General features: G+C 69.4%; 18 protein-coding genes. 16 read left to right on the forward strand and 2 right to left on the reverse strand.

Features of this window, described 5'->3' with window-relative positions; all coding sequences use genetic code 11:
- Window positions 1-2: 2 nt before the first annotated feature.
- On the forward strand, window positions 3-239 hold the full coding sequence (locus OHB01_RS13425; RefSeq protein ID WP_142647956.1) for a hypothetical protein: 237 nt from the start codon (window positions 3-5) through the stop codon (window positions 237-239).
- A gap of 112 nt (window positions 240-351) precedes the next feature.
- On the opposite strand, the gene OHB01_RS13430 is transcribed toward OHB01_RS13425, so the two are convergent.
- Entirely contained in the window at window positions 352-573 is a 222-nt protein-coding gene (locus OHB01_RS13430; protein ID WP_079315524.1) for a BldC family transcriptional regulator, read from the reverse strand.
- A gap of 259 nt (window positions 574-832) precedes the next feature.
- Between OHB01_RS13430 and OHB01_RS13435 the strand changes: the two genes are divergently transcribed.
- Entirely contained in the window at window positions 833-1,042 is a 210-nt protein-coding gene (locus OHB01_RS13435) for a DUF4229 domain-containing protein (RefSeq protein ID WP_142647957.1), read from the forward strand.
- Here OHB01_RS13435 and OHB01_RS13440 read toward each other — a convergent pair.
- Window positions 1,039-2,286 carry a delta-60 repeat domain-containing protein gene (locus OHB01_RS13440; protein WP_142647958.1) on the reverse strand — a complete coding sequence of 416 codons (1,248 nt, stop codon included), beginning with the start codon at window positions 2,284-2,286 and terminating at the stop codon, window positions 1,039-1,041. The genes OHB01_RS13435 and OHB01_RS13440 overlap by 4 nt on opposite strands.
- A gap of 101 nt (window positions 2,287-2,387) precedes the next feature.
- On the opposite strand from OHB01_RS13440, the gene OHB01_RS13445 reads away from it, so the two are divergent.
- From OHB01_RS13445 to nuoK, 14 genes are all read left to right on the forward strand, one after another.
- A complete protein-coding gene (locus OHB01_RS13445; protein WP_142647959.1) occupies window positions 2,388-3,110 on the forward strand; it encodes a demethylmenaquinone methyltransferase in 723 nt (240 codons plus the stop codon).
- A gap of 162 nt (window positions 3,111-3,272) precedes the next feature.
- Window positions 3,273-4,526, forward strand: coding sequence for a geranylgeranyl reductase family protein (locus tag OHB01_RS13450; RefSeq protein ID WP_328855448.1), 1,254 nt, complete (start codon window positions 3,273-3,275; stop codon window positions 4,524-4,526).
- Window positions 4,523-4,690, forward strand: coding sequence for a hypothetical protein (locus OHB01_RS13455; RefSeq protein WP_187280604.1), 168 nt, complete (start codon window positions 4,523-4,525; stop codon window positions 4,688-4,690). The genes OHB01_RS13450 and OHB01_RS13455 overlap by 4 nt, the downstream gene beginning before the upstream one ends.
- Window positions 4,691-4,692: 2 nt before the next feature.
- Window positions 4,693-5,052, forward strand: coding sequence for an NADH-quinone oxidoreductase subunit A (locus OHB01_RS13460; RefSeq protein ID WP_079315519.1), 360 nt, complete (start codon window positions 4,693-4,695; stop codon window positions 5,050-5,052).
- 2 nt (window positions 5,053-5,054) lie between these two features.
- A complete protein-coding gene (locus tag OHB01_RS13465) occupies window positions 5,055-5,606 on the forward strand; it encodes a NuoB/complex I 20 kDa subunit family protein (RefSeq protein WP_079315518.1) in 552 nt (183 codons plus the stop codon).
- Entirely contained in the window at window positions 5,603-6,268 is a 666-nt protein-coding gene (locus OHB01_RS13470) for an NADH-quinone oxidoreductase subunit C (protein ID WP_142647961.1), read from the forward strand. The genes OHB01_RS13465 and OHB01_RS13470 overlap by 4 nt, the downstream gene beginning before the upstream one ends.
- Before the next feature lie 49 nt (window positions 6,269-6,317).
- On the forward strand, window positions 6,318-7,646 hold the full coding sequence (locus OHB01_RS13475; RefSeq protein ID WP_142647962.1) for an NADH-quinone oxidoreductase subunit D: 1,329 nt from the start codon (window positions 6,318-6,320) through the stop codon (window positions 7,644-7,646).
- Window positions 7,643-8,314, forward strand: coding sequence for an NADH-quinone oxidoreductase subunit NuoE (gene nuoE / locus OHB01_RS13480; RefSeq protein ID WP_142647963.1), 672 nt, complete (start codon window positions 7,643-7,645; stop codon window positions 8,312-8,314). The genes OHB01_RS13475 and nuoE overlap by 4 nt, the downstream gene beginning before the upstream one ends.
- 87 nt (window positions 8,315-8,401) lie before the next feature.
- Complete coding sequence (gene nuoF, locus OHB01_RS13485; RefSeq protein ID WP_142647964.1) at window positions 8,402-9,688, forward strand: NADH-quinone oxidoreductase subunit NuoF; 1,287 nt, start codon at window positions 8,402-8,404, stop codon at window positions 9,686-9,688.
- Window positions 9,685-12,081 (forward strand): NADH-quinone oxidoreductase subunit G, encoded by a 2,397-nt coding sequence (locus tag OHB01_RS13490; protein WP_142647965.1) that lies wholly within the window; start codon window positions 9,685-9,687, stop codon window positions 12,079-12,081. The genes nuoF and OHB01_RS13490 overlap by 4 nt, the downstream gene beginning before the upstream one ends.
- On the forward strand, window positions 12,078-13,439 hold the full coding sequence (gene nuoH / locus OHB01_RS13495; protein ID WP_142647966.1) for an NADH-quinone oxidoreductase subunit NuoH: 1,362 nt from the start codon (window positions 12,078-12,080) through the stop codon (window positions 13,437-13,439). The genes OHB01_RS13490 and nuoH overlap by 4 nt, the downstream gene beginning before the upstream one ends.
- Window positions 13,426-13,941, forward strand: coding sequence for an NADH-quinone oxidoreductase subunit NuoI (gene nuoI, locus OHB01_RS13500; protein WP_142563318.1), 516 nt, complete (start codon window positions 13,426-13,428; stop codon window positions 13,939-13,941). The genes nuoH and nuoI overlap by 14 nt, the downstream gene beginning before the upstream one ends.
- Window positions 13,934-14,848 carry an NADH-quinone oxidoreductase subunit J gene (locus OHB01_RS13505; protein ID WP_142647967.1) on the forward strand — a complete coding sequence of 305 codons (915 nt, stop codon included), beginning with the start codon at window positions 13,934-13,936 and terminating at the stop codon, window positions 14,846-14,848. Before nuoI ends, OHB01_RS13505 begins: the two co-directional genes overlap by 8 nt.
- Window positions 14,845-15,141: an NADH-quinone oxidoreductase subunit NuoK gene (gene nuoK / locus OHB01_RS13510; protein ID WP_030506864.1), complete on the forward strand. Its 297-nt coding sequence runs from the start codon at window positions 14,845-14,847 to the stop codon at window positions 15,139-15,141. The genes OHB01_RS13505 and nuoK overlap by 4 nt, the downstream gene beginning before the upstream one ends.
- Window positions 15,142-15,180 lie beyond the last annotated feature (39 nt).

Genomic DNA, 15,180 nt, shown 5'->3' on the forward strand with positions numbered 1-15,180 from the left:
GGATGTACGTGATCCGGCTCGGGGACGGCACGCTGCGCGTGCCCAGGTCGCTCACCACCGATGACGGGCGCCTCATCGGCAACGCGTACGTCGAGGTCGCGCCGGGAGAGCCGGACTACGAACGCTGGCTGGCGGAGTCGATCACCGAAGAAGAGGACGCCGAGCGGCGACGCCGCTGGCGTGAGGGTGACGAGGCGCTTGAGCAGGCGTTCCTGGCCTTCAAGGCGGAGCAGGACTGACGATCCCGGCAAGGGAGCAGGACAAGCCGGGACGCAGACTCGACATGGGGCTGACTCCGGTGACCCTGCGGCGTCCGGGTAGCGCGCAGGATCACCTGGTGCTGGTACTGCGTCAGACTCGCGGGGAGTCGCCGTTCGGCCGTTCGGCCGTGAGGACGTCCTCACCACGAAGGAGGGCGTGCACTTCCGATTCACGGAACCGCCTGTGCCCCCCGGGGGTACGGATGCTGCTGATGCGCCCGGCCGCGGCCCAACGGGTCACGGTCTTCGGGTCGACCCTGAAGAGAGCGGCAACCTCTCCAGGAGTCAGCAGTCGCTCGCTGCTACTCTCCACAATCTCTCCCCCTCGCGTCCCGCGTCCTGCAGCGGGCGGACAGGTAACCAGTGTGCCGAGCGAAGCCTGATTTATCCGTGGTTTTCGGAGAAGATCACGGGTTGTTACCGGCTCAGTGCCCGATTGTTATATGATAGAGCCTCTTTGGGGCGCTCATGGGTGTTTCTTTACAAAAGCGCCTTGTTGTGAACACTAGCAGTGCCCGCAGCAGATGCGAAGAGAGACCGGCGCGTCGTGAGAGTGACGTAACCTCGACGCTGTGCATCCGGTTGTCGTTTACACCCTTTCGCGCCTCGGCCTGTTCGCCGTGGCCCTCGGCGTCCTGTATCTCGTCGGCCTGCGGTCGCTCCCTCTGCTCCTGCTCGCGGTCCTGGTCAGCGGCCTGGCCAGCTACGTGCTGCTGACCAAACAGCGCGACGCGGTGAGCGAGCGCATCGCCGCGAAACGGCGGGAGACGGGGAAGAACTAGGTCGCCGGGAACATGCCGACGCGGGCATGGTACTCATGCCCGAGCTCCGTCGTGTCGCTTCCCACCAAAAGACCTGTCTTTACGGTCAGGAAGGCCTTTACCCCGATTCCCCTTTCCCGCGTGGGGTTCCAGCGCAGCGCCTTGCCCGTGACGGGGTGGATGGCCCCGATGCCGGGCCTGCTGACCGCCCCCGGGCCCGCCGTGTCGGCGCCCTTCGGGTTGTCCAGCCAGCGTTGGTGTCCGCCCACGTAGACGGCGGATCCCGTGACCGCGACCGCGTAGAGGGAGTCCCCTCCGGTCAGGTTCACCCAGGTCGGACGGATCGCCTCGCCCTTCGCGTACGTCTCGAACCTCGCGGCGGAGTCGCACAGCTTCGTGGTGCCGCGCGCCGGCCCGCCCGTGGTGACGACCACGAAGTAGCGCCCGTCCGGAGACAGGTCGAGCCCCCGCACGTACGACGGGAAGTCCGCCTTGCACGCCGGGGCGTACGCCTCGGTGCGCCAGTCGGCCACCCGTCCGGTCGTGAGATCGATCACGCCGAGCTGCGGGCGGCGCAGGCCGTCGAGCGTGGAGAACCTGCCGTCCACCACTAAGCGGTCGCGGACGGCCGCCATCGCGTAGATCCGGGGATCGCCGCGGCGCCCGTCGCCGGGCGTGACGGTGAACGTGGGGTCCACCTCGCCGGTCTCGGCGTTCACACGGGCCAGCGCGGTGCGCGGGCTGCGGCCGATCCTGCTGAAGTCGCCGCCGACGTAGAGCGCGTCGCCCAGCCGTACGAGGCTGGTGACCTTCCCGCCGTAGGCGGGGGCGGAGAACTCCTCGACGGGATCGCCGTCCGCCACGTGGAGGCGGACCAGGGCCCGTTCGGGAGCGCCGAACCCGCCGCCCACGTAGACCGTGTTGTCCGGGCCGGCGGCCAGCGCGGCCACCGGCCCGTCGAGGTCCGGCGCGAAGCCGCGCAGGACGCGCCCGGTGTAGAGGTCGAACGCGAAGATGTTGGCCCGCGGCAGGTCCTCCCCGCCCTTGGCCTCGCGGACCTTGGTGAACTCGCCGCCGACGATGACGGTGCGGCCGACCAGTGCGAACGCGTTGACGATGCCGTCCAGCACGTGCGGGGTGGTGTTGACCGGGTTCTCCGAGACCACGCGGGGCTGCGGCGTCCCCGCGGACGCCGGGACGGTGGGGAAGACCGCGGCGCAGGTGACGAGCGATGCGACTGGGAGCAGTGCGGTGGTGACGCGCATTCCTCAATTTCTAGCAGACGTAGCGTAATCGATGAACTACGTTCCGCTCATCCGGTGGCGGCGGTGAGGGGTCACGCCCTTCGCGGCCTAGGCTTTGGAGCATGACGCGCGCATCGCTGGACAAGCAGCCGCACGAGGTCGCCGCGATGTTCGATCGCACGGCCCGGCGCTACGACCTGGTCAACGACGTCCTCTCGCTCGGCCAGGACCGCCTGTGGCGGAAAGCCACCGCGGCGGCGATCGACGCCGGGCCCGGCGAGCTGGTCCTCGACCTCGCCGCGGGCACCGGCACCTCGACCGACGCGTTCACCGCGCTCGGGGCGCGGGCGATCGCGTGCGACTTCTCGCTGGGCATGCTCCGCACCGGCGTCGAGCGGCGCGGCGGCTCCGGCCTGTACGGCGGGGGCGTGCGCGGGGTGACGTTCGTCGCGGGCGACGCGCTGCGCCTGCCGTTCCGCGACGAGACGTTCGACGCGGTGACGATCTCCTTCGGCCTGCGCAACGTGGCCGACACCGCGCAGGCGCTGGGCGAGATGCTGCGGGTGACCCGCCCGGGCGGCAGGCTGGTGATCTGCGAGTTCTCCCGGCCGACGCCGAAGTCGTTCGACCTGGTCTACTCGCAGTATCTGATGAAGCTGCTGCCGCCGGTGGCCCGCATGGTCAGCTCGAACCCCGAGTCCTACGAGTACCTCGCCGAGTCGATCCAGGCCTGGCCCGGCCAGGAGGCGCTGGCGGCGATCATCCAGGAGGCCGGCTGGCGGAAGGTGGCCTGGCGCAACCTCACGCTCGGCATCGTGGCCCTGCATCGGGCGGTCAAAGCGTAATGAGGGGGGCTTGGCCATACCCCTCTGACGCTGGGCGCCGGGAAGGGGTTAGACTGCGGCGCGACAGTTTGTGAAGTTGTTCACAAAGGCACGAAGGTCTAAACCAATTCGAGGCCTTCCTTCCCTGGAACGGATAGGTCCCCCGTGAGCGAGCAAGCCCGCGTGACGCGGAGAGATGTCGACGCCGACGTCATCGTCGTCGGTGCGGGTCCCGCGGGTGCGACGACGGCTTTCCATCTCGCCCGCGCCGGTCTTGACGTGCTGCTTCTCGAGAAGACGCGCTTCCCGCGCGAGAAGGTCTGCGGTGACGGGCTGACCCCGCGGGCGGTCAAGGAACTCGTCGCCATGGGCGTCGACATCGACGCGCCCGGCTGGGCCAGGAACAAGGGGCTGCGCGTCTACGGCGGCGGCGTGCGGCTCGAACTCGACTGGCCCGAGCTGTCGAGTTACCCCGACTTCGGCCTCGTCCGCACCCGCGCCGACTTCGACCAGATCCTCGCCAGGCACGCCGAGGCCGCCGGCGTACGGCTGCGCGAGGGCGTGAACGTTTCAGGCCCGCTGCTCGACGAGCGCAGCGGCCACGTCGTGGGCGTGACGGCCAAGGCGGACGGCGAGGAGGTGTCCTACCGCTCGCGGCTCGTGGTGGCGGCCGACGGCAACTCGACCCGGCTGTCGCTCGCGATGGGCCTGCACAAGCGCGAGGACCGCCCGATGGGCGTGGCAGTGCGCACCTACTACAAGAGCCCCCGCCACGACGACGACTACCTGGAGACGTGGCTCGAACTGTGGGACGGCGACCGGCTGCTCCCCGGTTACGGCTGGATCTTCCCCGTCGGCGACGGCACCTCGAACGTCGGTCTCGGCCTGCTGAACACCAGCGAGGCGTTCAAGAACATCGACTACCGCGACCTGCTGCGGCGCTGGATGAAGAACACTCCCGAGGAGTGGGGCTTCACCGAGGAGAACATGACGGGCCCGATCAGGGGCGCGGCGCTGCCGATGGGCTTCAACCGGCAGCCGCACTACACCCGCGGGCTGGTGCTGGTGGGCGACGCCGGCGGGTCGATCAACCCGTTCAACGGCGAGGGCATCGCGTACGCCATGGAGACCGGCAGGACCGCCGCCGAGGTGATCGTCCAGGCGCTGTCCCGGCCGACGCCCGCCCAGCGTGAGCGCGTATTACTCGCCTATCCGCGTATCCTCAAAGACGCCCATGGGGGATACTTCACCCTCGGTCGCCTGTTCGTCGAGGCGATCGGGAGGCCGGGAGTGATGAGCTTCGCCACCCGGCACGGGATGCCGCACCCCACCCTGATGAGATTCGCCTTCAAGTTGCTCGCTAATCTCACAGACCGGCGGGGCGACGTCTCCGACCGGATAATCAACGCCCTGTCGAAGGTGGCTCCGCCATCATGACCGAAGCCAGCATGACGCGAACCCGTATGACGCGAACCCGCATGACCGAGACCCACGAGACGACGCGCACATCGCCGCCGGCCCCGAAGACGGCCATGCGGCCCGCCGCGCTCTCCGGCATTGTCGTGATCGCCAATATTCACCGAGTAAGCGAGGACATGTAGCCATGGAGCTGTATGTGCCGATCGTGGTGCTCGCGGTCCTCGCGGCGGGATTCGCCGTGTTCTCCGTGAGCATCGCGCCCTTCACCGGGCCGAAGCGCTGGAACCGCGCGAAACTGGATGCCTACGAGTGCGGCATCGAGCCCACTCCGCAGCCGGTCGGCGGCGGCCGCTTCCCGCTGAAGTACATGATCACCGCGATGCTGTTCATCGTGTTCGACATCGAGATCATCTTCCTCTATCCGTGGGCGGTGGCCTTCGACAAACTCGGCGTGTTCGGGCTCGTCGAGATGGTGCTGTTCATCGTCACCGTTCTCGTGGCGTACGCCTATGTGTGGCGGCGTCGCGGCCTCGATTGGGATTAGCCATGGGTCTTGAAGAGAAACTCCCGAGCGGGTTCGTCCTCACCACCGTCGAGCAGGTGGCCGGGTGGGCCCGGAAGAACTCCGTCTGGCCTGCGACCTTCGGCCTCGCCTGCTGCGCCATCGAGCTGATGGCCACCGGTGGCCCGAAGCACGACCTGGCTCGTTTCGGCATGGAGCGTGCCTCCGCGTCGCCGCGGCAGGCGGACCTGATGATCGTGGCCGGCCGGCTGTCGCAGAAGATGGCGCCGGTCCTCCGCCAGATCTACGACCAGATGGCCGAGCCCAAGTGGGTCATCGCGATGGGCGTGTGCGCGTCCAGCGGCGGCATGTTCAACAACTACGCCATCGTGCAGGGCGTGGACCACGTGGTGCCGGTCGACATCTACCTGCCCGGCTGCCCGCCGCGCCCGGAGATGCTGATCGACGCCATCGTGAAGCTGCACGACAAGATCCAGAACATGAAGTTCGGCGCGCACCGCGAGAAGCAGATCGAGGAGCTGGAGCTCCAGGCGCTGCGCACGCTGCCGCTGATCGACCAGGGGGCCGGGAAGTGACCACCGAGAACCTGCCCGGGCTGCCCGAGGAGCCCGTCGCCCGCAAGGGCATGTTCGGCGTCAAGGACAGCGGCGACACCTCCGGTTACAACCGCCTCGTCGTCCGCCGTCCGCCGAAGCTGTCCAGCAGCCGGCCGTACGGGTCGTACTTCGACGACGTGGCCGACGCGCTGGAGCCGGCCTTCGCCGACGCCATCGAGCGCGTGGTCGTCGACCGCGGTGAGATCACCTTCCACGTTCGGCGCGAGCGCCTGACCGAGGTGATGCGGCACCTGCGCGACGACGCCGCGCTGCGGTTCGAGCTGTCGCTGGGCGTCTCGGGCGTGCACTACCCCGAGGAGACCGGTGCGGAGCTGCACGCCGTCTACCACCTGTGCTCCATCACGCACAACCGGCGCATCCGGGTGGAGGTCTCCTGCCCCGACGCCGACCCGCACATCCCCTCCACGGTTCAGGTCTACCCCACGCACGACTGGCACGAGCGCGAGACGTACGACTTCTTCGGAATCGTCTTCGACGGCCACCCGGCGCTGACCCGGATCGAGATGCCGGACGACTGGGAGGGGCACCCCCAGCGCAAGGACTACCCGCTCGGCGGAATCCCGGTGGAATACCGCGGCGCCGAGGTCCCCGCGCCGGACCGGAGGAGGTCGTACTCGTGAGCATCCGCGGCGACCTGCACGAGTGGACGAGGGCAGCGAGGAGAGCGTCGTGAGCACCACCGAGACCGCCACCGAGACTCAGGGCCGGATCTACGACGTCGCCGGTCAGGACTGGGACGAGCTGGTCAAGACCGTCAGCGAGTCGGCCGACGAGCGCCTGGTCGTCAACATGGGCCCGCAGCACCCGTCGACCCACGGCGTGCTCCGGCTCGTGCTGACCCTCGACGGCGAGACCGTGACCGAGGCCCGCACGGTGATCGGCTACCTGCACACCGGCATCGAGAAGAACATGGAGTTCCGGACGTGGACCCAGGGGGTCACGTTCGTCACCCGCATGGACTATCTCGCGCCGATCTTCAACGAGACCGCCTACTGCATGGGCGTCGAGAAGCTTCTGGGGATCACCGACAGGATCCCGGACCGGGCGCAGGCCATCCGGGTCCTGACGATGGAGCTCACCCGGATCTCCTCGCACCTGGTCGCGATCGCGACGTTCGGCATGGAGCTGGGCGCGACCACGCCGATGCTGTTCGGCTTCCGCGAGCGCGAGATGGTGCTCGACCTGATGGAGTACATCACCGGTCTGCGGATGAACATGGCGTACGTCCGGCCGGGCGGCGTCAGCGTCGACCTGCCGGCCGGCGCGGTCGACAAGATCGGTGAGTTCCTCAAGATCATGCCGGGGCGGATCAAGGAGATGCGCAAGCTCCTCGACGCCAACCCGGTCTACACCCGGCGCACCAAGGACGTGGCCTACCTCGACCTGACCGGCTGCATGGCGCTCGGCGTCACCGGGCCCATGCTCCGCGCCGCCGGCCTGCCGTGGGACCTGCGCAAGTCGCAGCCCTACTGCGGCTACGAGACGTACGAGTTCGACGTGCCGACGCAGAACACCTGCGACGTGTACGGCCGCTACCTCGTCCGCATGGCCGAGATGGAGGAGTCCCTCAAGATCATCGAGCAGGCGCTCGACCGGCTGTCCGGCCCGCTCAAGGGCGGCCCGGTGATGATCGAGGACAAGAAGATCGGCTGGCCGTCGCAGCTCGCGCTCGGCCCCGACGGCCTCGGAAACTCCCCCGACCACATCGCCCACATCATGGGCAGCTCGATGGAGGCCCTGATCCACCACTTCAAGCTGGTGACCGAGGGCTTCCGGGTGCCGGCGGGGCAGGCGTACGCCTCGGTCGAGTCGCCGCGCGGCGAGCTCGGCGCGCACGTGGTCAGCGACGGCGGCACCCGGCCCTACCGGGTCCACTTCCGCGACCCGTCGTTCACGAACCTGCAGGCGGTGCCCGCGACGTGCGAGGGCGGCATGGTCGCCGACGTCATCTCCGCGGTCGCCTCGATCGACCCGGTCATGGGAGGTGTGGACCGATGACGTACTCGCCCGAGGTCCGTGAGCGTCTGGAGACGGACGCCAAGGAGATCATCGGCCGCTACCCCCGGCCGCGTTCGGCTCTGCTGCCGCTGCTGCACCTGGTGCAGTCGGTGGACGGCTACGTCTCCGATGACGGCCAGGAGTTCTGCGCCGAGATGCTGGGCCTGTCCAAGGCCGAGGTCGTCGGCGTGGCGACCTTCTACACCATGTACAAGCGCGAGCCGGCCGGCGAGTACAACGTCGGCGTCTGCATCAACACGCTGTGCGCGGTCATGGGCGGCGACCAGATCTGGGAAGAGCTCAGCGAGCACGTGGGCGTCGGACACGACGAGACCACCGCCGACGGCAAGATCACGCTGGAGCGGCTGGAGTGCAACGCCGCCTGCGACTTCGCGCCGGTCATGATGGTCAACTGGGAGTTCTTCGACAACCAGACCCCGGAGTCGGCCAAGCAGCTCGTCGACGACCTGCGCGCGGGCAAGGAGGTCGCGCCCACGCGCGGCCCGCGCCGGCTGTGCACGTTCAAGGAGGCCTCCCGGGTCCTCGCCGGGCTGCCCGACGGCCAGGCCGGTGACGGCCCGTCGGCCGCGGGCCCGTCGCTGGAGGGCCTGAAGATCGCCAAGGCCAACGGCTGGGAGGCCCCCAAGGCCGAGGGGAGCACGGAATGACCACGCGGAGAGAACCCGGCGCAGTGAGCGGAGCGGTCCGCGAGGCACGAGCGGCCCGCGCAGCGAACGAGGAGCGGTGAGCGACCGATGACAACGCTGACTCCGGTTCTCACCCGGAACTGGGACCAGGCGAACTCGTTCACCCTCGACGGGTACGGCGAGTACACGGCCGCCAGGAAGGCCCTGGGCATGGACCCCGACGCCGTCATCCAGGCGGTGAAGGACTCCGGCCTGCGTGGCCGTGGCGGCGCGGGATTCCCGACCGGCATGAAGTGGGGCTTCATCCCGCAGGGCGACGGCAAGCCCCACTACCTCGTGGTCAACGCCGACGAGTCCGAGCCGGGGACCTGCAAGGACATCCCGCTCATGATGGCCAACCCGCACGCGCTGGTCGAGGGCGTGATCATCGCGTCCTACGCCATCCGGGCCAACCACGCGTTCATCTACATCCGCGGCGAGGTGGTCCACGTCATCCGCCGGGTGCAGGCCGCGGTCCGGGAGGCGTACGAGAAGGGCTACCTCGGGACCGACATCTTCGGCTCGGGCTACGACCTCGAACTCGTCGTCCACAGCGGCGCCGGGGCGTACATCTGCGGCGAGGAGACCGCGCTGCTCGACTCGCTGGAGGGCTACCGCGGCCAGCCCCGGCTCAAGCCGCCGTTCCCGGCGGTCGCCGGTCTGTACGCCTCGCCGACCGTGGTCAACAACGTCGAGTCGATCGCGAGCGTGCCGAGCATCATCGCCAACGGCGCCGACTGGTTCGCCGGGATGGGCACCGAGAAGTCCAAGGGCTTCGGCATCTTCTCGCTGTCGGGCCACGTGACCCGGCCGGGCCAGTACGAGGCCCCGCTGGGCATCACGCTGCGCGAGCTGCTGGAGATGGCGGGCGGCATCCGCGAGGGCCACGAGCTGAAGTTCTGGACGCCGGGAGGCTCCTCGACGCCGATCTTCACGGCCGAGCACCTCGACGTGCCGCTCGACTTCGAGTCGGTCGGGGCCAAGGGCTCGATGCTGGGCACCCGCGCGCTGCAGATCTTCGACGAGACGACCTGCGTGGTGCGGGCCGTCCTGCGCTGGACCGAGTTCTACGCGCACGAGTCCTGCGGCAAGTGCACGCCGTGCCGTGAGGGCACCTACTGGCTCAAGCAGGTGCTCAAGCGGCTGGAGAAGGGCCAGGGCTCCGAGGAGGACCTGGCCACGATCACCGACATCGCCGACAACATCCTCGGCCGTTCGTTCTGCGCCCTCGGTGACGGCGCGACGAGCCCGATCCACTCGTCGGTGAAGCAGTTCCGCGACGAATACCTCAAGCACTTCGAGATCGGCGGCTGCCCGTTCGATCCCGCCGCTTCCACGGTGTGGGGGTCCAAGTGACAGTTCAGACGACGCAGCCGGAGCAGCCGGTCGTGGACATGGTCACCCTGACCATCGACGGCTTCCAGATCAGCGTGCCCAAGGGCACCCTGATCATCCGGGCCGCGGAGCTGCTGGGGATCCAGATCCCCCGGTTCTGCGACCACCCGCTGCTCTCGCCGGCGGCCAACTGCCGCCAGTGCCTGGTCGACATCCCCGACGCGGGCAACGGCCGCGGCTTCCCCAAGCCGCAGCCGTCCTGCGCGATCGAGGTCGCCGAGGGCATGGTGGTCAAGACGCAGCTCACCTCGCCGGTGGCCGAGAAGGCCCAGCGCGGCGTGATGGAGATGCTGCTGCTGAACCACCCGCTCGACTGCCCGGTCTGCGACAAGGGCGGCGAGTGCCCCCTGCAGAACCAGGCCATGTCGAACGGCCAGGGCGAGAGCCGGTTCGTCGAGCAGAAGCGCACGTTCGAGAAGCCGGTGCCGCTGTCGACCGAGGTGCTGCTCGACCGCGAGCGCTGCATCCAGTGCGCGCGCTGCATCCGCTTCTCCGAGCAGATCGCCGGTGACCCGCTCATCGACTTCTTCGAGCGCGGGGCCAAGGAGCAGGTGGGCGTCGCCGACGGCGAGCCGTTCCAGTCCTACTTCTCGGGCAACACCATCCAGATCTGCCCGGTGGGCGCGCTGACCGGCGCGGCCTACCGGTTCCGCTCCCGCCCGTTCGACCTGGTCTCCACGCCGAGCGCGTGCGAGCACTGCGCGTCGGGCTGCTCGCTGCGCACCGACCACCGCCGCGGCAAGGTCACCCGCCGCCTGGCCGGGGACGACCCGCAGGTCAACGAGGAGTGGAACTGCGACAAGGGCCGCTGGGCCTTCACCTACGCCACTCAGCCCGACCGTCTGCGCTCCCCGCTGGTGCGCGACGAGAGCGGCAAGCTCGTCCCGACCTCCTGGCCGGACGCGCTGGCCGTCGCCGCCGAGGGCCTGCTGCGAGCCCGCGGCAAGGCCGGCGTGCTGGTCGGCGGGCGGCTCACGGTCGAGGACGCCTACGCCTACAGCAAGTTCGCCAGGATCGCCCTCGGCACCAACGACATCGACTTCCGGGCCCGCCCGCACTCCGAGGAGGAGACGCGGTTCCTCGCCCACGCCGTGGCAGGCAAGGGCATCGAGGTCTCGTACGCCGACCTGGAGACGGCCCCGGCCGTGCTCCTCGCCGGGTTCGAGCCCGAGGAGGAGTCGCCGATCGTCTTCCTGCGCCTGCGCAAGGCGGCGCGCAAGCGGGGCCTGAAGGTCTACGCGCTCGCGCCGTTCGCCACGCCGGGCCTGGCCAAGATGAAGGGCACGCTGATCCGCACGCTGCCCGGCGGCGAGGCCGAGGCGCTCGGCGACCTCATCGGCGGCGACCTGCTGCCCGAGGGCGCGATCGTCCTCGCCGGTGAGCGGCTCGCCACCGCCCCCGGCGCCCTGTCGGCGCTCGTACGGCTCACGCAGGCCACCGGCGCCAGGCTCGCCTGGGTGCCGCGCCGGGCCGGTGAGCGCGGCGCCCTTGAGGCGGGCGCCCTGCCGGGGCTGCTGCCGATCGGCCGTCCGGCCGACGACGAGAGCGCCCGCGCGGAGGTCGCCCGGGTGTGGGGCGTCGCCTCGCTGCCCGACGCGCCCGGCCGCGACACGGCCGGCATCATCGATGCCGCGCTGAACGAGGAGCTGGACGCGCTGGTCGTCGCGGGTGTGGACCCCTACGACCTGCCCGACCCGGCCAAGGCGCTGGCGGCGCTGGAGAACACGCCGTTCATCGTCAGCCTGGAGATCCGCGCCAGCGCGGTCACCGACCGGGCCGACGTGGTCCTGCCGGTCGCCGCGGTCGCCGAGAAGTCCGGCACGTTCGTCGACTGGGAGGGCAGGGGCCGCTCGTTCGGCGTGGCCACCGCCGTCCCCGGGCTGATGAGCGACCTGCGCGCCATCGCCTCGATCGCCGACCAGATGGACGTCCACCTGGGCCTGCCCGACCCCGCGGCCGCCCGCCGCGAGATGGCCGCGCTCGGCGCCTGGAAGGGCACCCGCCCGGTCGCGCCGATGGTCACCGGCCGCCCGGTCAGGGAGCCGCAGGCGGGCGAGGCCGTGCTGGCGACCTGGCACCTGCTGCTCGACGACGGCCGCATGCAGGACGGCGAGCCCTACCTCGCGGGGACCGCCCGCACGGTGGCGGCGCTGCTGTCGGAGGCCACCGCGGCGGAGATCGGCGCGGTGGACGGCGGGAAGATCACCATCGGTGACGACGTGGTCGTCCCGGTGCGGATCGCGGACCTGCCCGACCGGGTCGTGTGGCTGCCGTCCAACTCCGCCGGCCTGTCGGTCACGCGCGACCTGCGCGCGGTCGCCGGAGACGTCGTAACGATCGGGAGCGTCTCGTGAACAACCCCGGACCCACGCTGAGCGACTTCGGCCACGATCCCCTGTGGATCAGCATCATCAAGGCCGTCGCGATCTTCGTGTTCCTGATGCTGGGCGTGCTGATGGGCGTGTGGACCGAGCGCAAGCTCATCTCGCGCATGCAGCACCGCTACGGCCCCAACCGCGCAGGTAAGTTCGGCCTGCTCCAGACGGTGGCCGACGGCCTGAAGATGGGCCTGAAGGAAGACATCATGCCCCGCACCGTGGACAAGGTGATCTACTTCCTTGCCCCGGTCATCATCGCCGTCCCGGCCTTCCTGGCCTTCTCCGTCGTGCCGTTCGGGCCGATGGTGTGGATGTTCGGCCACAAGACGCCGCTGCAGCTCACCGACCTGCCGGTCGCGGTGCTGCTGGTCCTCGCCACCGCCTCCATCGGCGTCTACGGCATCGTGCTCGCCGGGTGGGGCTCCCGGTCGCCGTACGCGATCCTCGGCGGCCTGCGCTCCAGCGCCCAGGTCGTGTCGTACGAGATCGCGATGGGCCTGTCGTTCGTCGCGGTGTTCCTTCAGGCGGGCACGCTGTCCACCTCGGAGATCGTGGCGAAGCAGGCGAGCGGCGGCACCTGGGACATCTTCGGGCTGTCGATCCCGGCGCCGTCCTGGTATGTGGTCTCGCTGATCCCGTCCTTCCTGATCTACGCGATCACGATGCTGGGCGAGACGAACCGCGTGCCCTTCGACCTCCCCGAAGGCGAGGGCGAGCTGGTCGGCGGCTTCCACACCGAGTACGCCTCCTCGCTGAAGTTCGCGATGTTCATGCTCGCCGAGTATGTGAACGTCTTCACGGTCTCGGCGATGGCGATCACGCTGTTCTTCGGTGGCTGGCGGGCACCGTGGCCGATCTCCCTGTGGGACGGCGCGAACACCGGCTGGTGGCCGATGCTGTGGTTCTTCATCAAGCTGGTCATCGCGTTCGGCTTCTTCGTCTGGGTCCGCGCCTCGCTGCCGCGGGTCCGGTACGACCAGCTCATGGCCTTCGGGTGGAAGGTGCTGATCCCGGTCAACCTGGCCTGGATCCTGCTGGCCGCCACCTTCAAGGCGCTGCGGATGCCCGAGGCCGACCGGGCGATCATCCTGACCATCGGCGCGGTCGTCATCATCGGGGCCTTCGCGATCTGGCTGCGGTTCGACACCGTCAACCAGCGCCGCAGGGAGGCCAAGGCCGCCGCGATCGAGGAGGAGTTCGAGCAGCTTCGCGAGGAGCCCGTCGCGGGCGGGTTCCCGGTGCCGCCGCTCGACGCCCCGCACTACCACGGAGTCGTGCCCGCCGCGCGTCTCAACTCCGACGCCGCCAAGGAGGTGACCAGTGGGAGCAACTGATTGGCTGAACCCGATCAAGGGATTCGGCGTCACCTTCCACCACATGTTCAAGAAGCCGGTAACCGTTCAATATCCGGAGGAGAAGCGGCCCACCGCGCCGCGCTTCCACGGACGGCACCAGCTGAACCGGTGGCCCGACGGACTGGAGAAGTGCGTCGGGTGCGAGCTGTGCGCCTGGGCCTGCCCGGCGGACGCCATCTACGTCGAGGGCGGCGACAACACCGACGAGGAGCGTTTCTCGCCGGGTGAGAGGTACGGCCGCGTCTACCAGATCAACTACCTGCGCTGCATTCTCTGCGGGCTGTGCATCGAGGCGTGCCCCACCCGGGCGCTCACGATGACCAACGAGTACGAGCTCGCCGACTCCAGCCGCGAGTCGTTGATCTACACCAAGGAGATGCTCCTCGCGCCGCTCGGACCGGGCATGGAGCAGCCGCCCCACCCGATGCGCCTCGGCGAGACCGAAGAGGACTACTACCGGTTGGGTCGAAGCAATGGGTGAGTCCATCACGTTCTGGGTGCTCGCGGTCATCTCCGTGATCGCCGCGCTCGGACTCGTCTTCAGCCGCAGGGCCGTCTACTCGGCCCTCATGCTCGGCGTCGTCATGCTCTCGCTGGCGGTGCTGTACGCGGTCCAGGACGCTCCGTTCCTGGCGGCGGTGCAGATCATCGTCTACACCGGCGCGGTCATGATGCTGTTCCTGTTCGTGCTCATGCTCGTGGGCGTGGACTCGTCCGACTCCCTCGTGGAGACGATCAGGGGCCAGCGGTTCTGGGCCATCGTGGGCGGGCTCGGCTTCGCCGTCCTGCTCGCCGCCGGGATCGGCAACGCGGTCGTCGGCTCCGCCAAGGGCCTGGCCGCCGCCACGCAGGCGGGCAACGTGCCCTCCCTGGCCGAGCTGATCTTCACGCGCCACGTGTTCGCCTTCGAGGTCACCTCGGCGCTGCTGATCACCGCGGCGCTCGGCGCGATGGTGCTCGCGCACCGCGAGCGCGCCGAGGCCAGGCCGACCCAGAAGGACCTGTCGCGGCAGCGCTTCGTCGCCTTCGGCAAGACGGGCAAGAACCCGGCGCCGCTGCCCGGCCCCGGCACCTACGCCCGGCACAACGCCATCGACATGCCGGCGCTGCTGCCCGACGGGACGGTCGCGCCGCTGTCGGTCAACCGCTACATCGCCCGCTATGAGGAGTCCCAGGGGATCCTGTCCCCCGAGGTCGCCCGGGTGCTGGAGCAGGAGGAGGCCGCGCTGCACGCGAACGGCCACAGCACGCCCACCGTGGCCGACGAGGCCAGGGACGGCGGCCCCGACACCGAGCCGATGGAAGAAGAGGGTGTCGTGGCGGGCCGGGTCGTCCGCCCGCGTGGTGAGTCCGTGACGGAGTCCCTGAGCGAGGAGGACGGCAAGTGACCACGCACTACCTGGTGCTCTCCGCGCTGCTGTTCGCCATCGGCGGCGTCGGCGTGCTCGTACGGCGCAACGCCATCGTGGTGTTCATGTGCGTCGAGCTCATGCTCAACGCCTGCAACCTGGCGTTCGTCACCTTCGCCCGGCAGAACGGCAACCTCGACGGCCAGCTCATCGCGTTCTTCGTGATGATCGTGGCCGCCGCCGAGGTGGTCATCGGCCTGGCCATCATCGTGACGATCTTCCGAACCCGCAGGTCCGCGTCGGTCGACGACGTCAGCCTGCTGAAGTACTAAGAGGTGGCCGTGGAACCCGCTGAGATCATCCAGCACTCC

The sequence above is a fragment of the Microbispora hainanensis genome (assembly GCF_036186745.1).
Taxonomy (GTDB): domain Bacteria; phylum Actinomycetota; class Actinomycetes; order Streptosporangiales; family Streptosporangiaceae; genus Microbispora.

Excerpts from the sequence above, each read along its gene's own strand:
- OHB01_RS13455 (WP_187280604.1), top strand. The coding sequence starts at position 4,523 with ATGACCGAAGCCAGCATGACGCGAACCCGTATGACGCGAACCCGCATG.
- OHB01_RS13460 (WP_079315519.1), top strand. The coding sequence starts at position 4,693 with ATGGAGCTGTATGTGCCGATCGTGGTGCTCGCGGTCCTCGCGGCGGGA.
- OHB01_RS13505 (WP_142647967.1), top strand. The coding sequence starts at position 13,934 with ATGGGTGAGTCCATCACGTTCTGGGTGCTCGCGGTCATCTCCGTGATC.
- nuoF (WP_142647964.1), top strand. The coding sequence starts at position 8,402 with ATGACAACGCTGACTCCGGTTCTCACCCGGAACTGGGACCAGGCGAAC.
- OHB01_RS13465 (WP_079315518.1), top strand. The coding sequence starts at position 5,055 with ATGGGTCTTGAAGAGAAACTCCCGAGCGGGTTCGTCCTCACCACCGTC.
- nuoE (WP_142647963.1), top strand. The coding sequence starts at position 7,643 with ATGACGTACTCGCCCGAGGTCCGTGAGCGTCTGGAGACGGACGCCAAG.
- OHB01_RS13445 (WP_142647959.1), top strand. The coding sequence starts at position 2,388 with ATGACGCGCGCATCGCTGGACAAGCAGCCGCACGAGGTCGCCGCGATG.
- OHB01_RS13425 (WP_142647956.1), top strand. The coding sequence starts at position 3 with ATGTACGTGATCCGGCTCGGGGACGGCACGCTGCGCGTGCCCAGGTCG.
- OHB01_RS13440 (WP_142647958.1), bottom strand. The coding sequence starts at position 2,286 with ATGCGCGTCACCACCGCACTGCTCCCAGTCGCATCGCTCGTCACCTGC.